The 19836-nt window shown below is 70.9% G+C and carries 22 protein-coding genes and 1 pseudogene; 13 read left to right on the forward strand and 10 right to left on the reverse strand.

Translation table 11 applies throughout. From position 1 onward, the window contains the following. Positions 1-30 precede the first annotated feature (30 nt). The 3 genes from ACW4TU_RS02065 to ACW4TU_RS02075 all read left to right on the forward strand — a co-directional run bounded on the left by ACW4TU_RS02065 (position 31) and on the right by ACW4TU_RS02075 (position 1816). The gene (locus ACW4TU_RS02065; RefSeq protein WP_457423993.1) at positions 31-849 is read left to right on the forward strand and encodes a helix-turn-helix domain-containing protein; all 819 of its coding nucleotides are present in this window, start codon (positions 31-33) and stop codon (positions 847-849) included. 252 nt (positions 850-1101) lie between these two features. Continuing rightward, on the forward strand, positions 1102-1317 hold the full coding sequence (locus tag ACW4TU_RS02070) for a phosphopantetheine-binding protein (RefSeq protein WP_457423995.1): 216 nt from the start codon (positions 1102-1104) through the stop codon (positions 1315-1317). Positions 1318-1558: 241 nt separating this feature from the next. After that, positions 1559-1816, forward strand: coding sequence for a hypothetical protein (locus ACW4TU_RS02075; RefSeq protein ID WP_457423997.1), 258 nt, complete (start codon positions 1559-1561; stop codon positions 1814-1816). 6 nt (positions 1817-1822) lie between these two features. Here the strand turns inward: ACW4TU_RS02075 and ACW4TU_RS02080 are convergent, their stop codons facing one another. Beyond that, positions 1823-2479 carry a MerR family transcriptional regulator gene (locus tag ACW4TU_RS02080; protein ID WP_457423999.1) on the reverse strand — a complete coding sequence of 219 codons (657 nt, stop codon included), beginning with the start codon at positions 2477-2479 and terminating at the stop codon, positions 1823-1825. 109 nt (positions 2480-2588) lie between these two features. On the opposite strand from ACW4TU_RS02080, the gene ACW4TU_RS02085 reads away from it, so the two are divergent. The 3 genes from ACW4TU_RS02085 to ACW4TU_RS02095 all read left to right on the forward strand — a co-directional run bounded on the left by ACW4TU_RS02085 (position 2589) and on the right by ACW4TU_RS02095 (position 4212). Beyond that, positions 2589-3011: a DUF3291 domain-containing protein gene (locus ACW4TU_RS02085; RefSeq protein ID WP_457424001.1), complete on the forward strand. Its 423-nt coding sequence runs from the start codon at positions 2589-2591 to the stop codon at positions 3009-3011. A 78-nt stretch (positions 3012-3089) separates the two neighbouring features. Beyond that, positions 3090-3599, forward strand: a complete 510-nt coding sequence (locus ACW4TU_RS02090) for an MFS transporter (RefSeq protein ID WP_457424003.1) — start codon at positions 3090-3092, stop codon at positions 3597-3599. A gap of 178 nt (positions 3600-3777) precedes the next feature. After that, complete coding sequence (locus ACW4TU_RS02095; RefSeq protein WP_457424005.1) at positions 3778-4212, forward strand: cupin domain-containing protein; 435 nt, start codon at positions 3778-3780, stop codon at positions 4210-4212. A gap of 52 nt (positions 4213-4264) precedes the next feature. On the opposite strand, the gene ACW4TU_RS02100 is transcribed toward ACW4TU_RS02095, so the two are convergent. The 4 genes from ACW4TU_RS02100 to ACW4TU_RS02115 form a co-directional block, all read right to left on the reverse strand. Next, entirely contained in the window at positions 4265-6634 is a 2370-nt protein-coding gene (locus ACW4TU_RS02100) for an ATP-binding SpoIIE family protein phosphatase (protein WP_457424007.1), read from the reverse strand. Between the two features lie 123 nt (positions 6635-6757). Continuing rightward, entirely contained in the window at positions 6758-7222 is a 465-nt protein-coding gene (locus tag ACW4TU_RS02105) for a peroxiredoxin (protein ID WP_457424009.1), read from the reverse strand. Beyond that, positions 7219-7599: a DoxX family protein gene (locus ACW4TU_RS02110; protein ID WP_457424011.1), complete on the reverse strand. Its 381-nt coding sequence runs from the start codon at positions 7597-7599 to the stop codon at positions 7219-7221. Before ACW4TU_RS02110 ends, ACW4TU_RS02105 begins: the two co-directional genes overlap by 4 nt. Before the next feature lie 84 nt (positions 7600-7683). Beyond that, complete coding sequence (locus ACW4TU_RS02115; RefSeq protein WP_457424013.1) at positions 7684-8397, reverse strand: TetR/AcrR family transcriptional regulator; 714 nt, start codon at positions 8395-8397, stop codon at positions 7684-7686. A 123-nt stretch (positions 8398-8520) separates the two neighbouring features. Between ACW4TU_RS02115 and ACW4TU_RS02120 the strand changes: the two genes are divergently transcribed. Beyond that, on the forward strand, positions 8521-9294 hold the full coding sequence (locus ACW4TU_RS02120) for an SDR family oxidoreductase (RefSeq protein WP_457424015.1): 774 nt from the start codon (positions 8521-8523) through the stop codon (positions 9292-9294). Positions 9295-9431: 137 nt separating this feature from the next. Beyond that, positions 9432-11060: an MGH1-like glycoside hydrolase domain-containing protein gene (locus ACW4TU_RS02125; protein WP_457424017.1), complete on the forward strand. Its 1629-nt coding sequence runs from the start codon at positions 9432-9434 to the stop codon at positions 11058-11060. Between the two features lie 45 nt (positions 11061-11105). On the opposite strand, the gene ACW4TU_RS02130 is transcribed toward ACW4TU_RS02125, so the two are convergent. The 3 genes from ACW4TU_RS02130 to ACW4TU_RS02140 all read right to left on the reverse strand — a co-directional run bounded on the left by ACW4TU_RS02130 (position 11106) and on the right by ACW4TU_RS02140 (position 13165). Then, positions 11106-11627: a MarR family winged helix-turn-helix transcriptional regulator gene (locus ACW4TU_RS02130; RefSeq protein ID WP_457424019.1), complete on the reverse strand. Its 522-nt coding sequence runs from the start codon at positions 11625-11627 to the stop codon at positions 11106-11108. 177 nt (positions 11628-11804) lie between these two features. Beyond that, entirely contained in the window at positions 11805-12530 is a 726-nt protein-coding gene (locus ACW4TU_RS02135; RefSeq protein WP_457424021.1) for a response regulator transcription factor, read from the reverse strand. 110 nt (positions 12531-12640) lie between these two features. Next, positions 12641-13165 carry a MarR family winged helix-turn-helix transcriptional regulator gene (locus ACW4TU_RS02140; RefSeq protein ID WP_457424023.1) on the reverse strand — a complete coding sequence of 175 codons (525 nt, stop codon included), beginning with the start codon at positions 13163-13165 and terminating at the stop codon, positions 12641-12643. 594 nt (positions 13166-13759) lie between these two features. On the opposite strand from ACW4TU_RS02140, the gene ACW4TU_RS02145 reads away from it, so the two are divergent. Both ACW4TU_RS02145 and ACW4TU_RS02150 read left to right on the forward strand, forming a co-directional pair. Continuing rightward, positions 13760-14683, forward strand: a complete 924-nt coding sequence (locus tag ACW4TU_RS02145; protein WP_457424025.1) for an SGNH/GDSL hydrolase family protein — start codon at positions 13760-13762, stop codon at positions 14681-14683. Between the two features lie 233 nt (positions 14684-14916). Beyond that, positions 14917-15951 carry a zinc-dependent alcohol dehydrogenase gene (locus ACW4TU_RS02150; RefSeq protein ID WP_457424027.1) on the forward strand — a complete coding sequence of 345 codons (1035 nt, stop codon included), beginning with the start codon at positions 14917-14919 and terminating at the stop codon, positions 15949-15951. A 59-nt stretch (positions 15952-16010) separates the two neighbouring features. On the opposite strand, the pseudogene ACW4TU_RS02155 reads toward ACW4TU_RS02150, so the two are convergent. Continuing rightward, a pseudogene (locus ACW4TU_RS02155) lies at positions 16011-16256 on the reverse strand (cytochrome P450); the annotation flags it as partial. Positions 16257-16383: 127 nt separating this feature from the next. On the opposite strand from ACW4TU_RS02155, the gene ACW4TU_RS02160 reads away from it, so the two are divergent. Further along, positions 16384-16545 carry a hypothetical protein gene (locus ACW4TU_RS02160; protein ID WP_457424029.1) on the forward strand — a complete coding sequence of 54 codons (162 nt, stop codon included), beginning with the start codon at positions 16384-16386 and terminating at the stop codon, positions 16543-16545. A 177-nt stretch (positions 16546-16722) separates the two neighbouring features. After that, the gene (gene hemC, locus ACW4TU_RS02165) at positions 16723-17658 is read left to right on the forward strand and encodes a hydroxymethylbilane synthase (protein WP_457424031.1); all 936 of its coding nucleotides are present in this window, start codon (positions 16723-16725) and stop codon (positions 17656-17658) included. Positions 17659-17730: 72 nt separating this feature from the next. Here the strand turns inward: hemC and ACW4TU_RS02170 are convergent, their stop codons facing one another. Continuing rightward, positions 17731-18288, reverse strand: coding sequence for a hypothetical protein (locus tag ACW4TU_RS02170; RefSeq protein WP_457424033.1), 558 nt, complete (start codon positions 18286-18288; stop codon positions 17731-17733). A gap of 572 nt (positions 18289-18860) precedes the next feature. On the opposite strand from ACW4TU_RS02170, the gene ACW4TU_RS02175 reads away from it, so the two are divergent. Continuing rightward, complete coding sequence (locus ACW4TU_RS02175) at positions 18861-19721, forward strand: SigB/SigF/SigG family RNA polymerase sigma factor (RefSeq protein WP_457424035.1); 861 nt, start codon at positions 18861-18863, stop codon at positions 19719-19721. The last annotated feature ends 115 nt before the right edge of the window (positions 19722-19836 follow it).

Raw genomic sequence — 19836 nt, forward strand, 5'->3', positions numbered from 1 at the left:
CCCCTCTGCAGACCCGGGGTCGGCATGGCCATGACCTCGCTCAGTGAGGTGCGCGCGAAGGACTCCATCGACTTCGCCACCGCGCCCCACCGGCTCGCCTATCACCAGATCATGCTGGTCGGATCGGGAACCGGAGACTTCACGATCGACTCCACGCGCTACCCGTGCCGGACGGGCTCCCTGCTGTGGATCCGGCCGAACCAGGTGATCCAGTTCGCGTCGGCGCCGAACTTGGAAGCCCACCTCGTCCTGTTCACCGAGACCTTTCCCCTGCGGCTGCGGGCCCAGATGGGAATGCTCGACGACGTCCTGCGCCCCTGCCACTGGCAGCTCCGCGACGACGAGCTGGCCACCTTCAAGCGGTTGCTGACCCTGATGCGGGAGGAGTTCGAGCGGCCGGACCAGGGCCTCGGCGAGGACATCCTCAAGCATCTGCTGGCGGTCGCCCTGATGCACATCGACCAGATGTGCCGCAACCAGCGCAATGACCACCGGGAGGCCGACACCCCCTCCGGCGAGAACGCTGAGCTGTTCCTGCGTTTCCGGCGCGAGCTGGAGGCCTCCTACGGCACGACCCGGCTCGTCGAGGACTACGCTGCCGCGCTCAACTGCACGCCCCGCACGCTGTCCCGGGCCTGTCGCATCGTCGCCGGCACCTCCACCAAGGACCTGATCGACGCCCGCGTCGCCCTGGAGGCGAAGCGCCTGCTGGTCCACACGGATCTGCCCGTCGGTACCATCGCCCGCCAGCTCGGGTTCACCGAAGTCACGAACTTCGGCAAGTTCTTCGCGCGACGAGTGAATATGACACCTGGCACATTCCGGCGCGGCGGCGAATCGCGGAATTAGCGTCGACGCTGATGTCACCGGCCAGGGCTTCACCCGCCGGTAACATATTCCGCCTCGCGTTCTACGCCCGTAAACCACGATTTCTTTCCACTCTCCGGAAGAGTGGTTGTCCAAGATCAGTGAGCTGGCAAGACTGTCGTCCGCGTGCTTCGGGCGGCCACTCCCGAACACAGCTCGTCTCATGCGGAGCGGCATGTCTGGACCAGGAGACCGGAATTTTTACCCCCACCTACTGACGGGTTGACCCCTGCCGTGCGTGGTGAAGTAAGTCAAAAAACGCTGCCGTCCATCCGACCCGATTGCGTACCGGCCCGCCGACCGACGCCGGCTCGGATCGTCACAACGGGCGAGATCTCGCCCGAGGTGTCCTTCGACGAACTCGACCTCGACTCGACCGAGGCACTGATCCTCGCCGGCGAGATGGAGAACCGGCACGGCTTCGAGCTGAGCACGACGGCCCTCTGGTAACACCCGACGGTCCAGGACCTGGCTGCCTGCACAGTCGAGGAGTGCGGCCGTCGTGCGGCCACCGCGCAAGGATCCGCCGTCACTCGTCCGCCCCTTCCGCACCGCCGCGTCCGGGACACGGTGTACGTCGTCCATCCGGGCACCCTCGCCGTCCAGGTGTACGAGGGGATCGCGAACGCGCTGCCGGACGGCACCAGCCTCACCTCGCTCGACCTGGGCGCGGTCCCCGAAGACGCGGACTATGGCTCACCGCAGGCCGGACAGCAACCACCGTGGGAGACCTGGCGGCCCTGCTGCCCGCCGCACTGAAACGGCCCGCTGTCCCGAGGAGTTCCAGATCATCCGGCGCGAGGCCCGCAGGTTCGACGAGGAGGGGCCTGGCGGCTCGCACTTCCGCTCCAAGGAGCAGTACCACGACCGGATCGGCTCGCACGAGGCCGCGTTCTCCGCCGGAAAGGAGGCGGCGACGGACAGGTTGCTGCGCGAACTGGGCCGGTAGAGCAGTTCAGTTGTCCGCCCGGTAGACCCCGTCCGTCCCGTCCTTCCCGTCCGCGTGCCGTCGGGCCGACTCGTTCTGCTGGGCCATGCGCCGCAGTGCCATGAGCGCGGGTTCCAGGAGGACGGTGAGTACAAGCGCGCGTTCGGCGACCTCCAACGGGTCCTCGATTCCGTCCAGTTGGTCGAGATCGAGGACCGCGGTCTCCTCGGCCAGCCGGGCGTACGGCAGGAGCATCCGCCGGTCCAGCGGGGAGCCGAGGGTGCGCAGCGAGGCGAGGGTGTCGGCCAGGATGGCGCGGGCGGGGGCGGACTTGTGCACGTCCCAGCCCAACTCCTCGATCAGCGCGTCGACTTCGGCCGGTTCCGGGGAGTCCGCCTCGGCCTCGTCGGCCAGCCGGATCGCCCCGACCGTGAGCCCCAGGAGGCGGTGGGTGTCGGCGGTGTGCTCGGTGAGTGCGCCCAGCACCTCCCGGGCGGTGCTGACGGACAGGCCGCGTACGCCGATCAGCGCGCGGATCAGCCGGAGTCTGCGCAGGTGGTTCTCGTCGTACTCGGCCTGCGTCGCCGACAGCTGGCGTCCGGCCGGGAGGAGACCTTCGCGGAGGTAGTACTTGATCGTCGTGACAGAGACACCACTGCGGCGGCTCAGCTCGGACATTCGCATCGGTCGGGCTCCGCTCTGGTCATTGGATACCTCCACTGTCTAACATGGATAGTGGAGGTATCCAAAAGAGCCTCTACTCCGCCCTGCCTCTCAGAAGAAGGCCGCAGACATGCCCACTCTGCCCTGGACCACTGTCAACGAGCCCACGTCGGACGCGACGGTGTTCGTCATGGCGTCCCGTCTGGAAGTCCGCTCCCTGCGCGACGTCCCCCGCTTCTTCCTGCGGTCCCTCGCCGCGTGGAAGCAGGTGAAGAGCGCGCCCGGCGCGTACGGCGCCTCGCTGATCGCCGAGCCGCTGAAGCGCACGTTCTGGACGCTGTCGGCCTGGGAGGACAAGCAGGCCCTCTACGCATACGCGCGGACCGAGCCGCACAAGTCGGTCATGACCGGCCTGCGCTCCACGATGAACCGCTCGGTCTTCACCTTCTGGGAGACCCCGGCGGCGGGCCTGCCCATCGACTGGCCGGACGCGCGCGACCGGCTGGCCGCCCAGGAGCGCGCGGACGCCGACGGCACCTCACCGACCGGCTGACCCCGCCCCGCCTGCCCATTTCTGCCGCACCACCGCACCGCTGACTCATCCACTCGCCGCCCAGGAGGCTCCCCCGCCATGACGCCGTCCGAAGAGAACCCGGTCGCTGAGGGCGCGGCCGTCGCGCCGTCGGTCACGGGCCGGCGTGTGCCGCTGTGGGTCGCGATCGTCGCGTGCAGCGTGCCCATGTTCATGGTCGCGCTCGACAACCTGGTCGTCCCGACCGCCCTGCACACGCTGGCCGTCGACCTGGAGGCGAACACCCAGCAGCTCCAGCCGACGGCGGCGGTCGTGCTGGGCTCGGTCAGCCGCGAGCACGCGGGCAAGGCATCCGGCGCCAACACCACCGTCCAGGAGATCGGCGGGGCGCTCGGTATCGCCGTACTGAGCACGGTGTTCGTGGCACACGGCGGCACGGGGTCGCCGCAGCGGTTCGTGGACGGGCTGCACCCGGCGGTGTGGGTCGGCGTGGTCGTGGTGTTCGCGGGCGCGCTGTGCGCGCTGGGCATTCCGCGCCCGCACCGGCCGGAAACGGACAGCACGGTGAGGACAGGGCTCCCGGCCGAGACAGTGGCCGAGCCGGCCTGAAAATCCGTCCCGCCCCAACGCCGGTGTCTGCCCGTACGTGACGCACGGGCAGACACCGGCGCGTCCTGTTCATGTTCAGCGGGCCCCCTGCCCTCTTTCCGCCGCCCACGGCACACCCTAAGATCACGTCGACCTGCTCACAACGCGCTCACGCTCTCGCCATCGAGGGGACCCCACCATGCGCAACCTGCTTCGCACCGCCACGGCCGGGGCCGTCACGGTCACCGCGGTGCTCGCCTGCGGCACGGCCCACGCCACGCCGGCCGGGCCGGGAGTGTCGGGCCGCATACTCGCCCGGACCACCATCGGCGACACCGACTACACCCTGCGGGAGATCACCATCCCCGCAGGCCAGGCCACCGGCTGGCACTACCACGACGGCTCCCTCTACGGCCTCGTCAAGCAGGGCACCCTCAGCCACTTCGACTCCACCTGCGAGTCCGACGGCGTGTATCCGCAGGGCAGCGCCATCAGCGAGCCGGCCGGCCCCGGGAACATCCACATCGGCCGCAATCTCGGCAGCACACCTGTCGTACTCGACGTCCTGTACGTACTGCCGCACGGCTCGCCCTTCTCGGAGGACGCGCCGAACCCCGGGTGCGACTTCGAGTGACGGGTCACTGATCCGGAATCGACCGGTCACTGAACCGGACCGGTCGTCCGCGTCACTCCGCCGGCAGCGGCTGCTCCGCCCAGATCGTCTTGCCCGTGCCCGTCTGGCGGCTGCCCCAGCGCTGGGTGAGCTGGGCGACGAGCAGCAGGCCACGGCCGCCCTCGTCGTAGACGTGCGCACGGCGCAGGTGCGGTGAGGTGGAGCTGCCGTCGGAGACCTCGACGATGAGGGCGCGGTCGCGGATCAGCCGGAGCTGGATGGGCGGTTCGCCGTACCGGATGGCGTTGGTGACGAGTTCGCTGACGACCAGTTCGGTGACGAAGGCCTCCTCCGCCAGTCCCCAGGCGGCCAGTTGTTCCATGGCGGCCTGGCGGGTGACGGCCACGTGCGCGGGGTCCGGCGGAACGTCCCAGGTGGCCACCCGGCCGGCGCCCAGCGCGTGCGTGCGGGCGAGCAGCAGGGCCACGTCGTCGCCCGGCTGCTCGGGCAGCACGGCCTTGAGCACCGCGTCGCACACGGCGTCGAGCGAGGCGCCGGGCAGGTTCAGCGCGCGGCAGAGCTCGGCGGTGGCGTGGTCGATGTCCCGGTCGCGGTCCTCGATCAGCCCGTCGGTGTAGAGGGCGAGGAGTGACCCCTCGGGCAGTTTCAGCTCGGTCGCCTCGAAGGGCAGGCCGCCGACGCCGAGCGGCGGTCCCGCCGTCACCTCGATCAGCTCGGCGACGCCGCCGGGCGGTACGACGGCCGGCGGCGGGTGTCCGGCGGAGGCGAGGGTGAGCCGGCGCGAGACCGGGTCGTATACGGCGTAGAGGCAGGTGGCGCCCAGTTCGGCGACATCGGCACCGTCCACCTCGTCGGCCAGATGGGTGACCAGGTCGTCGAGGTGGGTGAGGAGTTCGTCCGGCGGCAGATCGACGTCCGCGAGGGTCCGTACGGCCGTACGGAGCCGTCCCATGGTCGCTGAGGACTGGATGCCGTGCCCGACGACGTCGCCGACGCAGAGGGCGACCCGGCTGCCGGACAGCGGGATGACGTCGAACCAGTCGCCGCCGATGCCGGCCACCGATCCGCAGGGCAGGTAGCGGTGGGCGACCTCGACGGCCGCCTGGCCGGGCAGCCCCCGGGGCAGCAGGCTGTGCTGGAGGGCCAGCGCGGTCGTGCGCTCACGGGCGAAGCGGCGGGCGTTGTCGACACAGATGGCGGCGCGGCTGGTCAGTTCCTCGGCGAGGACGACGTCGTCCTCGGTGTAGGGGTCCGGGCGGCCGATGCGCAGGAAGACCGCGACGCCCAGCGTGGTGCCACGGGCCCGCAGCGGCACGGTGACCATGGAGTGGACGCCCTTGCGGTACGGGCGGCCGACGGGCTCGCGGGCGTTGCGCTCCGCCACCCAGTCGTCGAACGCCTGCTCGCCGGCCCGCCCGAGCACCGCCCGGCCCTCCGCGATCGCCCGCACGGGCGGGGTGAACGGCGGATAGGTGTCCTTCGCGCCCAGCGGAATGACGGCCTCCGGCGTGCCCTCGGTGACGGAACCGTGGGCGACCCGGTGCAGTACGACCTCGTCGGCCTGTGCGGGCGTGGGTTCGTCCGCGCCGAGCACCCAGTCGAGCAGGTCGACGCTGACGAAGTCGGCGAACCGGGGCACGACGAGTTCGACGAGTTCCTCGGCGGTGCGGACGACGTCGAGGGTGGTGCCGATGGCCGCGGCCGCCTCGTTGAGCAGGGCGAGCCGCCGCCGCGCCCAGTGCTGTTCGCTGCTGTCGAACGCGGCGATGCCCACCGAGACCACGGCACCCAGGTCGTCGCGCACCGGCCACATCTCGAGGCTCCAGGCGTGTTCCCGGCCGTCGTCCACGTCCTTGCCGAAGGCCTCGTAGCGTACGGGGACGCCCGTGCGGGTGACCTCGCGCAGGTTGAGCAGGAATCCCTGGTTGATCCGGTCGTCGGGCACGATGTTCGCGTCCCCGTAGAACTGCCCGATCAGGGCCTGTTCCTCGACCCCCATCAGGTCACAGGCCGCGCCGTTGAGCCATGTGTAGCGCTGGTCCGTGTCGAAGGCGGACATCGACACGGAGGCCTGCCGGATGGCCCGCTCCAGCGAGGCGGGCCCCCGCGCGACCGTCCGCGGCTCGGGCGCCGCCGGTTCGGGCAGGGCGGTGACGACGAATCCCCGCACGTGGCCGTCCTCGCCCAGTACGGCGCACGCACTGACGGTGAGTTCGACGCGGTGGCCGTCCCGGTGGCGGAGCGCGACCACGCCGGCCAGCTCGGTCATCGCCGTCGGCGGCGGGTCCTCGGCGAGGAGTTCGGCGGCCGGACGTCCGACGACGGCCTCGGCCGCGTGCCCCGTCAACCGCCGGGCACCCTCGCTCCATCCCGTCACCATGCCTCGGACATCGATGATCACCGCGGCGGCGACTTGTTTCATACGCCCCAGGATGGTCCCTGGGCCCCGGGGCATCAACCCCGCTGGCGCACCCCGGCGCGGCGAACCCCGCCCACCGCGCCACGATGAGGCGGAGGACGGGCGGGGAACGACGGGAAGGGAACGTCAGTTCTTGTGGGCGCGGAGTGCGGCGAGGGCACGGTCCGCGTGGGTGTTCATCCGCAGCTCGCTCGTCACGACCTCCAGGACCGTCCGGTCCTGGGCTATGACGAAGGTGACCCGCTTGGTGGGCATCATCGAGAACCCGCGCTTGACGCCGAACAGCTCACGGACCGTTCCGTCGGCGTCCGACAGGAGCGGCATACCGAGCGTGTGGCTCTGCGCGAACTCCTGCTGGCGGTCGACCGAGTCCCCGCTGATCCCGACCGGCCGCGCGCCGATGGCGGCGAACTCGGCGGCCAGGTCCCGGAAGTGGCAGGCCTCGGCCGTGCAGCCGGGGGTAAGGGCCGCGGGATAGAAGAAGAGGACGATCGGCCCGTCGACGAGCAGTTCGGAGAGCCGACGCGGCGCTCCGCTCTCGTCGGGCAGCTCGAAGTCCTCGATCTTGTCGCCGACGTTCACCTTTGTCATGACCGGCCCTCTCCGTTCTTCGCGACACTGCGTGCCCACAGGACGAGCGGCACCTGGAGCGGCAGCCGCCCGATGGCCCCGGCCCGCAGGGCGGCGGGCCGGTTGCGCCAGTCGACGGCCATCTTCACGTTGGCCGGGAACACCCCGACGAAGAAGCCCGCGGTGGCCAGCGCGGCGACCCGCCGGGTACGCGGCAGCGCCACCCCGGCCGCCAGCGCGAGTTCGGCGACGCCACTGGCGTACGTCCAGGTCCTGGGCGTACCCGGCAGCGCGCGCGGCACGATCGCGTCGAACGTGCGGGGGGCGACGAAGTGGTTGACGCCCGCGGCGGCCAGCAGACCGGCGAGCAGCAGGGGTGAGCGTTGGGACCGGGGCACGCTTCCTCCTCGGATGGTGTGCCGGGCGATCCTACTGGACGGTAAATCCAGTTCGAGAGGCGGGTGTTCGACTGTCGCCCATGGTCAGTCCGTGGGCTCGCCGGAGTCCGCGAGCGTTTCCAGCCACTGCTGGAGGAGGGCCGCCTCGACCGCGGTGAGCAGTTGCGGGGGTTCGGCCCGCAGCCGGGCCGCGAGGGTGGCCGCCGCCGTCGGTACGGCGCTCCCCCGGCCTGTGTCGCGCGGTTCACCGGCGCCGGCGGGGCGGGTGACGGAGTCGATCACCGAGTCGCGCAGACGGGCGGCGAACCGGATGTCGGGGTACTGCTCCGGCCTGGTGAGCATGGACAGGGCCGCGCCGACGTTCGCCGCCATGACGACCCGGGTGGCGGCCTCCGGGGGGACGCTCAGCAGCCCGGCCGCCGCGCACCGCTCCAGCACGCCGTGCAGCAGGTCGTGGGCCTCCTTCGCGGCGGCGGGGGGCGTGGTGAGCTCGGGCGAGTACATCAGGCGGTAGTGGTTCGGGTGGTCCAGCGCGAAACGCATGTGGTTGTCCCAGCCCCGCTTGAGGTCTGCGACCGGGTCGGCGGTGGGCCGGGCGGCGCGCTTGGACGCGAGGTACTGCTCGAATCCCCGGTCGACCACGGCCGCGAGCAGCCCGGCCTTGTCGCCGAAGAGCCGGTAGAGCATCGGCGCCCCCACGCCGGCGGCCTCGCACACGGCGCGCGTCGACACATCGGCGGCCGACGCCCGGGCCAGCAGCTCCGTGGCGGCGTCCAGGATCTTCTCTCTCGCATCCATGCCCTTCACGGTACGACATTCGTAGCGACGTTACGAGCACCTCTTAACGTCGCTACGATTCCGTGATACCGTCGATACGAATCGACCGTAGCGTTGCTACGCAGGATGGCGAAGGGATCCGTCATGACCACTCAGATCAGCACCACCCCGTCCGGGACTCCCCGCACCGGCCCGCGCACCGCGATCGTCACCGGCGGCTCGCGCGGCATAGGGCGCCAGGTGGCCCAGCAGCTCGCCGCCGACGGCTTCGCCGTGGTGGTCGGCTACGCGGGCGGCAAGGAGGCCGCCGAGGAAGCCGTACACACCATCGAGGCCGCCGGCGGCACCGCGATCTCCGCCCGCGCCAATGTCGCCGAGGAGGCCGAGGTGAGCGCGCTGTTCGACCTCGCGGAGAGGACGTACGGCGGCGTCGACGCCGTCGTCCACGCGGCCGGCCGGATAGCGCTGTCCCCGATAGCCGAACTCGACCTGGACGAGCTCGACGCCCTCCACCGCACCAACATCCGGGGCACGTTCGTCGTCGACCGGGAAGCGGCGCGCCGGCTGCGTCCGGGCGGAGCGCTCGTCAACTTCTCCACGTCGGTCCTCGGTCTGTCCTTCCCGGGCTACGGCGCCTACGCGGCGAGCAAGGGCGCCGTCGAGGCCCTCACGCTGATCCTCGCCCGGGAGATGCGCGGCCGGGACATCACCGTCAACGCCGTCGCACCCGGACCGACGGCCACCGACCTGTTCCTCGACGGGAAGGACGAGGAGACCGTCGCCCGCCTGGCGGCCCAGCCCCCGCTGGAACGCCTGGGGACACCGCGGGACATCGCCTCGGTCGTGTCCTTCCTGGTCGGCCCGAACGGCCACTGGGTCAACGGCCAGGTACTGCGCGCCAACGGAGGCATCGCCTGATCCGCCGCGAACGGCCGCCCACGAGCACCCTCCGACGCCGGTCCCCTCACCCGCCGCGTCACCGACCGGGCGGTGCCGTCGTTACTCCGGGCTCCGGGAGGCACACGGCTCGCGGGCGGGAGAGGGAGCGGCGAGGAATGAGCAAGGCGGCTGCGGAGCAGGACACCGGTGACCGGGACGGCAAGGGAGGTCCGGTTCACCGACGGGGGTTCCTGAAGGCCGCGAGCGGTACGGCGCTCACGGCGGCCCGCGCCGGTGCCAGCCCACCCCCGGCCACCGCCCGCGCCGTGGTCCCCACGATCGGGTTCAGCATGCCCACGCTCACCTTCGACGACCCGGCCGCCCAGCGCCGGCTGGGCAGGCTCTACGCGTCCGCGCTGACGGACGTGTCCGACCGCAACACCATCCCGGCGGATCCGGCGGTCTACGACAAGGCCGGGCTGCTCACCGACCCTCCCGGCACCCTCGTACGCGCCGGGGCCGGCTATCCGACGCCGCAGCGGTGGACCCGGGACGCGGCCGTCAACGCGTGGAGCGCGGCCTCCCTGCTGACGCCGGACCTCGGGCGCAACACCCTCTGGTCGGTGGTGGACCGGGGGCCGGGCGGACTGGTCGTGCAGCAGGACAACCAGTGGTGGGACCAGGTCGTATGGATCGTGGCCGCCTGGCACCACTACCTCGTCACCGGCGACCGGGATTTCCTGGCCACGGCGCACGAGACGGCCGTCCACACGATGGAGGCGCGCGAGACGCACAGTTTCAACCGTGCCTACGGGCTCTTCCGGGGGCCGGGGTTCATGAACGACGGGATCTCCGGATATCCCGATCCGCCCTCGACCGAGGGCGTCCGTTCGTCCTTCGTCCTGGACCATCCGCACGCCGCGGACCTGCTGTGCCTGTCGACGAACTGCCTGTACTACGGCGCCCGGTCGGCTCTGGCGGCCATGGCCGACGCGCTGGGCAGGCCTGCGGAGGCGACGTCGTGGCGTGCGGGGGCCGAGCGGCTGCGGGTCGCGGTCGACCGGCATCTGTGGCGGCCGGACGCGGGCACGTACGCGTATCTCGTGCACGGTGGCGGTCCGTTCGCGGGCCGCGTCGACACCTCGCAGGAGGGCGCCGGGCTCGCGCTCGCGCTGCTGCTCGGCGTGGCCGACGGGCAGCGGGCGCGGCAGATCCTGGACAGCATCCACTGGCAGCCGCACGGCATCGTCAACGTCTGGCCGCACTTCGCGCGGTTCGGCGCCGGCCGTCCCGGGCGTCACAACGTGATGGTCTGGCCGATGGTGCACGGCCTGTACGGGCTGGCCGCGGCCGGCGCCGGCCGGACCGAACCGTTCGCACGCGCCGTCGAGTCCTTCGCGGACCTCGTCACCGGCAGCGGGGGCGACTTCTACGAGGTGTACGACTCGGTGAGCGGGAAGGTGGACGGGGGCTGGCAGAGCGGGGCGAGCGGCAGGGCCGAACACTTCGTCTCGCAGCCGCATCAGACCTGGTCGGCGACCGCGTATCTGCGCCTTGTCCACGAGGGTCTGGTCGGCCTGGAGTTGTCGGCGGACGCGGTGCGGCTGAGACCGTGCCTGCCTCGGCGGTGGGGGCCGGTCCGACTGCGCGGGCTGCGCTGGCGGAGCCTGACCCTGGACATCGCGCTGACCGGCGCGGGGAACCGGGTGCGCTCCTGCACGGTGGACGGCCGGCCGGGCGCCCCGGTTCTCGCCGCGACCGAAACCGGCCGGCACACGGTCGAGCTGGTGCTCGACGGGGAGTGAGTGATCGCACCACGGGCGCGGTGCGACACGGCGCGAGGTGCTGTGTCAGACGCTGGGGAGGGGCTCGACGACGCCCGCCTCGCCGTCGTCTTCGAGGGAGTAGGCGAGGAAGTCGTCGACCATGCGGTGGAACAGGCCGGCGAGCTGCTGAAGTTCCTCGGCGGACCAGCCGCCGAGAGCCATCTGCATACCGCGGCGGCTCGCCTCCCGGACGCGCTCGACGGCCACCTCGCCCGTGGTGGTCAGCTCGATGCGCTGGGCGCGACGGTCGTCCGGGTCGGGTACGCGGGTGACGTAACCGGCCTTCTGGAGCTGCTGCACCTGGCGGGTGACATGGGAGGCCTCGACCGCGAGCCGGTTGGCGAGTTCGCCGGGGCGCATCGGCTCGGAGTCGGCGATCTGCCGCAGGAGCGCGGTGGCGGCCCGGTCGAGCGGGACCCCGGCGATCGCCATCAGACGGTCGTGCTGGCGGGCACGGCTGAGCAGATAGGAGATGCGGGTGAGAGCGCGCTCGATCTCTGCCACATCCTTAGGGGCGGGAGGGGTCTTGGGTGGCGGTGTGGACATACCCTCAAGTTTACCATCTCGTTGCGTGACTCAAGTAAATTCCGCCATCGACGCCCTCCCGACCGACAGGGCCCTTCGGATGTCGGGCCGGCGTTCCACACCGCGTTCGCCGTCGGGTGGATCGAGGAGTGCCGCGTACATGAGCAGCGGGGAGAGCCGGTCGTCGACCATCCCTGCTCAGGGGGCGGTGGCGCCGAGCCAGTAGCCGAACCCCCGGCGGGTGTGGATCAGTGCCGGCGTCTCCTGGTTCACCTTGCGGCGCAGCCGGGAGACGAGTTGTTCGATCGCGTTGCCGCCCCGGTACTCACCCCAGACATGCCGGGCGATCTCCTCCTTCGACAGCACCTTCCCGGAGTTGACCAGCAGGTGGCGCAGCAGCCGGTACTCCGCCGGAGTCAGATCGAGCGGACGAGGTCCGCGGCGCGCCTCGCAGGTGGCGTCGTCCAGGGCCAGCTCGCCGTACGACAGTGCCCTCGGCTGCCGTGCGGGGCTCCAGTCGCGCAGCAACACCTGTACACGGACCAGGACTTCGGCGATACGGAACGGCGTGGTCACGTAGTCCCGCCCGACCGGGCCCATCGCCGAGAGCAGCGCGCCCAGGGAGTCGGGTGCGGCCAGGAAGAGCACCGCCGGGCGTTCACCGGTGACGCGATTCCGCCGCGCCAGCGTGTCCAGGTCCGGCAGCGCCAGGTCGAGTACCACCAGGTCGAACCGGAAGCCCCCGAGCCGGCTCAGCGCCTCGGCCCCGGAACACGCCGTGGAGACCAGATAGCCCGCCAACTCCAGCGTCGTCGACAGCAGTTCGGCGATCACGGGATCGCCGACGATGACCAGGACATGTTGCTCGCGACCCTGGACCGGCGCCGGTTTCTCGCAGATGTTCGCCTTGGAAGGACCGTTCATATGGGATCCACGCTTCACGTCTCGACGACCGCGCGCGCCAAGGCGGTCGGCCGTCCGGTGACATCGGAGGGCACGGCGAGTGGGGGTGCACGCCGCGCCGCCCGGTGCGGTCAGGGGGTGTGGTGGGGTACGGCGGCCTCGCGGCCGTCGTCCGCGTCGATGGCGGAGAGCACATCGTCGACCATCCGGTCCACGAAGGCGGTCAGCCGCCGGAGTTCATGGGGCGTCCACCCCTCCAGGGCCCGCCGCATACTGCGGCAACTGACCTCCCGGATACGCACGACCGCCTCGGCGCCCGCCGGGGTGAGCCGGATGCGCTGCGCACGGCGGTCGTCGGGGTCGGGTACGCGGGTGACGTAACCGGCCTTCTGGAGCTGCTGCACCTGGCGGGTGATGTGCGAGGCCTCCACGGCCAGCAGATTCGCCAGCTCTCCAGGGCGCAGGGGTTCGGAGTCGGCGATCTGCCGCAGGAGGACCACGGCGGAGCGCTCCAGCGGGACGCCGGCCAGTTCCCTCAGTCGCCCGTGCTGCCTGGCGTGGTACGCCAGGTGCGCGATCCGGTTGAGATTCCGGTCGATCTCGGCCACGTCCGTCGCCGCCGAAGCGAGGACTTCCGCCGACGGTGGTGTGGGCATGTCCGCAACCCTAACATTCTGCTTGCGTGACTCAAGCAAAATAGCTCAGTCCCCTTCCGCGTTCGACACCACTCGACATTAGCTTGCTTGACTCAAGTAATTCACATGTGCTTGCCTGACTCAAGCAAACCGGAGTCCGTCGCCGTCGGCAATACCCCTGCGACCCCACGGACCCCTCGCGCCACGACCGCAGGAGTTCCCATGACCCGCACCACCTGACCACCGTCCCCGGTGACCGCCCAGGTCACCGAAGCCCGCGCGGCGAAGAGCCGCGGGCACCCGGACCGGGGCCGCCTTGAGCGAAGGCGGCCCCGCCGCGCCGAACCCGTGGGGACGGGGACCGGCGCGCCCCTCGGACTCGGCATCGGACAACTCCCCCCGTCCGGCGCCGGGTCCGAGGACACCCCACCCCGGTTCTACGGCGACTCCTCGTGACCACTGGGCAGCCCCCTGCCCACTCCCCCGGCGTACGAGGCCGGCAGCGCCGCCGAGACCGTCCCGCTCACCGCCCACCACCGTCCCCCGGGCCACGCGCCCCCGAAGCGAGCAGTGCCGGCCCGGCCGGCCCGAGGAGACGGAAGGCAGGACACACCGATGAGGAACTCTGTACGAGCCGGACTGGCCGGGGCGGTCGCATGCGGCGTGCTGGTCACCGTGATCGCCGTCGGACGCGGCGACGACGACCCAGCGCTGCCACAGGGCCCGTACGTGGCACTGGGCGACTCCTACACCTCGGGCCCGGGGATTCCCACCCAGGCCACCACCCCGGCGGGATGCGACCGTTCCGACCGGAACTACCCCTCCCTGGTCGCGCGGCAACTGGCCCTGGACACGACCGACTTCCGCGACATGAGTTGCAGCGGCGCGAAGATCGCCGACCTCTCCTCGGCCCAGTCCACGGACAACGGCGTCAACCCGGCCCAGTTCTCCGCGCTCACCGCGAGGACCGCTCTGGTCACGATCGGCGTGGGCGGCAACGACATCGGCTTCGCCGCCACGATCCAGGAGTGCGTCAAGAAGGGCGTCGTCTACCGGCTGACCGGCAGCGGCAGGTTCACCGGGATCGACGCGCCCTGTCACGGGGAGTACGACTCCGACGGCGCCGACAAGGTGGCGCGGCGGATCGACGTGGCGGGCGAGCGGCTGACCGGCGCGCTCGCCGAGGTGAAGCGCCGGGCGCCGCGGGCCGAGGTGTACGTCGTCGGCTATCCGGCGATCCTGCCGTCCGAGGGAAAGCGCTGCGACGACGACATGACCCTCGCCCCCGGGGACGTCCGGTTCCTCGACACCAAGGAGCGGCAGCTCAACAGCACGCTGCAAAAGCGGGCCGAGGCCGCCGGGGCGGTGTACGTCGACACCTACGGGCCGTCCCTCGGCCGTGACGCCTGCGCGGCTCGGGACACCCGCTGGATCGAGCCCCTCATGCCGGCGGCGGACGCGGCCCCGGTTCACCCCAACGAGCGAGGTGAGCGCGGTATGGCCGACGCCGTGCTGCGCGCCCTGAAGGCTGCGGGATGAGCGCCCATGTCTCATGAAGCGGACAAGTACCGCGAGCCGCCCATGTGCCGAGAGACCGGACGTGATGTACCGGAAGCACGGCATCCGGGCCGACCCGATCGCCCAGGACCGACGGTGCCCCCGGCATCGGGATCGACGCCGGCCCGGACACCGACTGCGGCCCGATCACCGGCCGCCCCTCAAAGCCCCACTCACACGAACAGTAAATCCGTTACCCAGAAGGCGAGTTACTCATGACCACCACGATGAAGTCCGTACATACCGCGCAGGACAAGGTCGAGGTCGTCGACGTCGAACGTCCCGTACCCGGCCCCAAGGACGCCCTCATGCGTGTCCGCGCCTGCGGCATCTGCGGCACCGACACCTTCTTCCTCCACCTCGGCGGCATGCCGACCGCCGACGGCACCAGGCGTGCCATCCCACTGGGCCACGAACCCGCCGGTGAGATCATCGAACTCGGCTCGGAAGTACGGGGCTTGAAGGTCGGCGACCGCGTCGTCGTCAACCCGCAGGGCGTGTCGTCCGGCATCATCGGCTGCGGCGGCGCACACGGTGCGATGAGCCAGTACCTGCTCCTCGACGACTGCGAGGTCGGCAGGACGGTCGCCGTCTTCCCCGACACCGTCCCCTTCGACGTCGCGTCACTGAACGAACCCATGGCGGTCGCCCGGCACTGCGTCAACCGCTCCGAAGCCACCCCCGAGGACACCGTCGTCGTCTTCGGTGCCGGACCCATCGGCCTCGGCGCCACCATCTGGCTCAAGCTGCGCGGCGTCAGGCACGTCGTCGTCGCCGACGTCATCCCCGAGCGACTCGAGACCGCCCTCGCCATCGGCGCCGACGCCGTCATCAACTCCCGCACCGAGAACGTGACGGAGCGGTTGACGGAACTCCACGGCCAGGCCGCCAACGCCCTCGGCCAGCCCCGCCCCGGGACCGACATCTACATCGACGCCGCCGGTGTCCCCGCCGTCTTCAACACCACCGTCGACTCCGCCAAATGGGGCGCCAAGCTCGTCATGGTCGCCGTACAGAAGAAGTCCGACCAGATCGACCTCGGCGGCATGCTCCGCAGCGAACTCACCCTGATCGCCTCCCAGGGCTACCCCACCGAGATCTTCGAGGTCACCCCCGAACTCGTCGAGCACCACGAGACCTTCGCCAAGCTCATCAGCCACCGCATCCCCTTCAGCGACGTCGACACCGCCTTCGGTCTCGCCCTCACCCCCGGTGCCGCCGAGAAGGTCGTCGTCACCTTCGACGAGTAGGACGAGCGAGCGGACGGGACCCGGGAGGCGGCTCCCCGGGCCCGTCCGCGGTCTCGCGGTCACCACTCGACGGGCAGCTCGTAGACCCCGTACAGCGCCCCGTCGTGCGCGAACGCGATGTTCTCCAGGTCGGTGGCCAGGCGCAGGGCGGGGATGCGGCGGTAGAGCGTGCTGGGGACGACCTCCAGTTCCAGCCTCACCAGGGGCAGGCCCAGGCACCGGTGCACGCCGGATCCGAAGGCGACGTACCGGCGGGCGTCCCGCCTGAGGTCCGGGCGGTCGGGGTCCGGGAAGGCGTCGGCGTCCGGTTGGCGAGGACGTTCGGCGCGGTGACGCCCTCGTCGGCGAACTCGATGTCGATGTCCGCCAGGGCCGCTCCCGCGCGATCGAAGGCGTGTCGGACTCTCCTACGGCGCGATACCCGCGCTCGTCATGGCGGCGGTGCCGGTCCCGGCGACGGCCGCCGCGAACAGCCTCGACACTCTCGTGCGGTCGATCGGTACAGCGGTGTCCAGCGCGGTGGCAGGCGTCGTACCGGACGACCACCTCGTTCGGCGGTGTGCCGCGCCCTCCGAGAACGGGTTCCGGGGGTGATGGGCGTCGGCGCCGGGGTCGCGGCTTCGCGTCCTTCCTGCCCCGCAGACAGGCGGCCCGCACCTGCCGTGGGCCCGGCGGCGGGGCGCCCGGTGGTCTCCGCGCCGGGTGCGAACTCCCCGGGCGAAGCGACCGGTTCGGACCGGGATGGCGCCCCGGAGGGTCTATCGTGTCGGCATGTCCGTCCCTGAACTGATCCGTATCGTCTCCCGCGACTCGCCCATGGCACTGGCCCAGGTGGAACGGGTGCGCGCCGAACTGGCCGTCGTACATCCGCGGGTGCGCACCGAGGTCGTCCCCGTGAAGACGACCGGCGACAAGTGGATGGGCGATCTGTCCCAGGTCGAGGGCAAGGGTGCGTTCACCAAGGAGGTCGACGCCGCGCTGCTGGCCGGTGAGGCCGATCTGGCGGTGCACTGCGTCAAGGACGTGCCCGCCGACCGCCCGCTCCCCGCGGGCACGATGTTCGCCGCGTTCCTCAAGCGGGACGACATCCGCGACGCCCTGATCCACCCCGGTGGCCGCACCCTCGACGAGCTGGCGGACGGCACCCGGATCGGTACGTCCTCGGTGCGCCGGATCGCCCAACTGGCCGCCTCCCACCCGCACCTGGAGTGCGTGCCGTTCCGCGGCAACGCCAACCGGCGGCTGGAGAAACTCGCGGCCGGGGAGGCCGACGCGCTGCTCCTCGCCGTGTCCGGTCTGGAGCGCATCGCTCGGATGGACGTGGTCAGCGAGATCCTCTCCCCGGAGACGATGATGCCGCCGATCGGCGCCGGCATCCTCGCCCTCCAGTGCCGCGAGGGCGACACCGAGCTGATCGACGCGGTCAGCGGCCTCGGCGACCCGGACACGCATCGGGAGGCGACAGCCGAGCGCATGTTCCTGCACGTTCTCCAGGGGCACTGCAACAGCCCGATCGCCGGGTACGCGAAGGTGTCCCGCAACGGTGAACTCTCCCTGCGCGCCTGCGTGTTCACTGCGGACGGCAAGGTCCAGCTCAACGCCCACGAATGGGCGGGCCGCCTCGACCCGGCCACGCTCGGCACATCCGTGGCGGTGGCGTTGCTGCGGCAGGGCGCGCGCGAGCTGATCGACAACATCGCGCACTGAGAACCGGGGCACGGAAGCCGGGCCCGTCAGGCGGCAGCGTTGTCGGCACGCCGGTCCGTTCGGGTCGGTCGCTCAGGTGGGTTCCGTCTGGCCCTTCTGGTCCCGCTGCTCCCTCAGGTCCCGCTGCTCCTTGAGGAAGTCGCTCGCCTGGTGGGCCACCCCGTCGCGGAGGGTGCCGTGATGCGCGCCGGCGCCGGTGAAGTCCTCGGGCAGGCCGATCCCGCCCACCCAGAGGTGCCGGGCGGCCCACTCCTCCTCGACCCGCAGCTGGATCTGTACGTCCACCTGCGCAAGCGACGCTTCCGGGCCGGCCGCGTACAGGACGGCCGTGGCACGGCGCAGGGGGTGGACGTCGAAGCCCTCGATGAACTGCGAGTTCCGCCAGTCGATGAAGGCGCCCTCGCCGTCGGGGCCGAGCCGGACGTCGATCTGGCCGTCCTCCAGGTGGACGCCGAAATGCCGGTCGCCGCGGTTCTCGACCGTCACCCGGAGGCTGAAGTAGGTCAGCCCCTCGGCTGCGTCGTCGCGCCCGCGCGGCGGTTCGGCCGCCACCAGGCGGTGGACGCGGAGACGCAGGCCGGCATGCTCGTCGTACTCGTGCCAGTCCCCGACCACGTTCGGCTCGTGCACAGTCCACCTCTCGACCTCGGATGGCTGCTTCCTATCCTTGCGCCCGCCGCACAGTCAAATGAGCGGAATGCGCTGTGGCCAGCGAATTCGTCCCCTTGATCACTGATCAAGCGGTGTGCAGCGGAAATCCGCCGAAGGACCGTCCCACACCAGGTGTGCGCGTGCCGCACATCACGTTCCGGTGCATGGTCGTGACCAGCGTTCAGCGGGCCAGCCCGGCCAGGAGCGAGGAGGCTGCCGCGGCTTCGAGCAGCCTGAGCGGGTCCAGGTCAGGGCCGCGCCCCGGGCCGGGGCGACGAGAAGCTCGGCGAGGAATGGAGAAGCCAAGAACATGTATACAGCATGTTCCATGTGGTGAATTCGCGTGGCAACCAACGGAAAACAGTGAGTCACTTTTTATGTCGATTTGTTTCCATGTCGCCTGGAGCGGGAATTCGTCAGGTAGTGCTTCGGACTGGAGGCACGCCCGTGGGAGCCGGTTCGCCGGATCTCGGCCGACCTCCGTCCGGTCCGTGAGCGCACCCTCCCCCGGTGTCTGTCCATCCAGCACCAGTGCGAGGAAGGTGCGCGCGATGCTTGTCGCCACCAGAACGAAGCAACATCCGCATGACGACGCCCCCGACACGGCCGCCGACTTCGAACGGCTCGCCCGACTGCCCGAAGGACCCGAGCGCCAAGCCCTCCGGGACGACGTCGTACGGGCCTGGTTGCCCATGTCGGAGCGGATCGCGGTCCGGTTCCGGGGACGTGGCGAGGCCTTGGAGGACCTCTACCAGGTCGCGGCCGTCGGACTCGTCAAGGCCGTCGACCACTACGACCCCGAGCGCGGCGCCGCCTTCGAGGCCTACGCCGTACCGACCGTCACCGGCGAGATCAAGCGCCACTTCCGCGACCATCTGTGGGCACTGCATGTGCCGCGGCGGGTCCAGGACCTGCGCAATCGGGTGCGCAGCGCCTCCGGGGAGCTGTCCGCCACCGTCTCGGGCCGGCCACCGACCGTCGCCGAGATCGCCGCCTGTGCGCAACTGAGCGAGAGCGAGGTGCGTACCGGCATGGAGGCCCTTGAGTGCTTCTCCGTGCTGTCGCTGGAGGCGGAGCTGCCGCGCACCGACGGGTACGCGCTCACGGACACCGTCGGCAAGACCGACCCCGGCTTCGACCTGATCGTCGACCGCACGGCCGTCAGTCCGTGCCTGCGGGCGTTGCCCGAGCGTGAGCGGACCATCCTCTACCTGCGGTTCTTCGGTGGGATGACACAGAGCCGGATCGCGTCGCAACTCGGCATCTCGCAGATGCACGTCTCCCGGCTGCTCAGCACCTGCTGCGCACGCATACGCGAGGAGCTCGACGAGGAATCGTCCACCGAGCCGCCCGTCGAACACTCCGGAAGGGGCCGGACACGGCATGAGGAAATGCTCGCGGACGTCTGTTGAGGGCCGGTAGACCCCGTCCCCGCCGCAGTCGCCCGGGTGAGTCCTTCACGGCCGGGCGACTGGGGGACGGGCTCACTGCCGAACCCTCCCGGGAAGGATTCCGCAGCATGTCCTC

Source organism: Streptomyces kryoterrae (genome assembly GCF_054072135.1).

What these genes read in the sequence shown, in the direction of transcription:
- ACW4TU_RS02065 (WP_457423993.1), top strand. Translation starts at nt 31, where the DNA reads ATGACCTCGCTCAGTGAGGTGCGCGCGAAGGACTCCATCGACTTCGCC.
- ACW4TU_RS02075 (WP_457423997.1), top strand. Translation starts at nt 1,559, where the DNA reads ATGGCTCACCGCAGGCCGGACAGCAACCACCGTGGGAGACCTGGCGGC.
- ACW4TU_RS02080 (WP_457423999.1), bottom strand. Translation starts at nt 2,479, where the DNA reads ATGCGAATGTCCGAGCTGAGCCGCCGCAGTGGTGTCTCTGTCACGACG.
- ACW4TU_RS02085 (WP_457424001.1), top strand. Translation starts at nt 2,589, where the DNA reads ATGCCCACTCTGCCCTGGACCACTGTCAACGAGCCCACGTCGGACGCG.
- ACW4TU_RS02090 (WP_457424003.1), top strand. Translation starts at nt 3,090, where the DNA reads ATGACGCCGTCCGAAGAGAACCCGGTCGCTGAGGGCGCGGCCGTCGCG.
- ACW4TU_RS02095 (WP_457424005.1), top strand. Translation starts at nt 3,778, where the DNA reads ATGCGCAACCTGCTTCGCACCGCCACGGCCGGGGCCGTCACGGTCACC.
- ACW4TU_RS02100 (WP_457424007.1), bottom strand. Translation starts at nt 6,634, where the DNA reads ATGAAACAAGTCGCCGCCGCGGTGATCATCGATGTCCGAGGCATGGTG.
- ACW4TU_RS02105 (WP_457424009.1), bottom strand. Translation starts at nt 7,222, where the DNA reads ATGACAAAGGTGAACGTCGGCGACAAGATCGAGGACTTCGAGCTGCCC.
- ACW4TU_RS02115 (WP_457424013.1), bottom strand. Translation starts at nt 8,397, where the DNA reads ATGGATGCGAGAGAGAAGATCCTGGACGCCGCCACGGAGCTGCTGGCC.
- ACW4TU_RS02120 (WP_457424015.1), top strand. Translation starts at nt 8,521, where the DNA reads ATGACCACTCAGATCAGCACCACCCCGTCCGGGACTCCCCGCACCGGC.
- ACW4TU_RS02125 (WP_457424017.1), top strand. Translation starts at nt 9,432, where the DNA reads ATGAGCAAGGCGGCTGCGGAGCAGGACACCGGTGACCGGGACGGCAAG.
- ACW4TU_RS02130 (WP_457424019.1), bottom strand. Translation starts at nt 11,627, where the DNA reads ATGTCCACACCGCCACCCAAGACCCCTCCCGCCCCTAAGGATGTGGCA.
- ACW4TU_RS02135 (WP_457424021.1), bottom strand. Translation starts at nt 12,530, where the DNA reads ATGAACGGTCCTTCCAAGGCGAACATCTGCGAGAAACCGGCGCCGGTC.
- ACW4TU_RS02140 (WP_457424023.1), bottom strand. Translation starts at nt 13,165, where the DNA reads ATGCCCACACCACCGTCGGCGGAAGTCCTCGCTTCGGCGGCGACGGAC.
- ACW4TU_RS02145 (WP_457424025.1), top strand. Translation starts at nt 13,760, where the DNA reads ATGAGGAACTCTGTACGAGCCGGACTGGCCGGGGCGGTCGCATGCGGC.
- ACW4TU_RS02150 (WP_457424027.1), top strand. Translation starts at nt 14,917, where the DNA reads ATGACCACCACGATGAAGTCCGTACATACCGCGCAGGACAAGGTCGAG.
- ACW4TU_RS02160 (WP_457424029.1), top strand. Translation starts at nt 16,384, where the DNA reads ATGGCGGCGGTGCCGGTCCCGGCGACGGCCGCCGCGAACAGCCTCGAC.
- hemC (WP_457424031.1), top strand. Translation starts at nt 16,723, where the DNA reads ATGTCCGTCCCTGAACTGATCCGTATCGTCTCCCGCGACTCGCCCATG.
- ACW4TU_RS02175 (WP_457424035.1), top strand. Translation starts at nt 18,861, where the DNA reads ATGCTTGTCGCCACCAGAACGAAGCAACATCCGCATGACGACGCCCCC.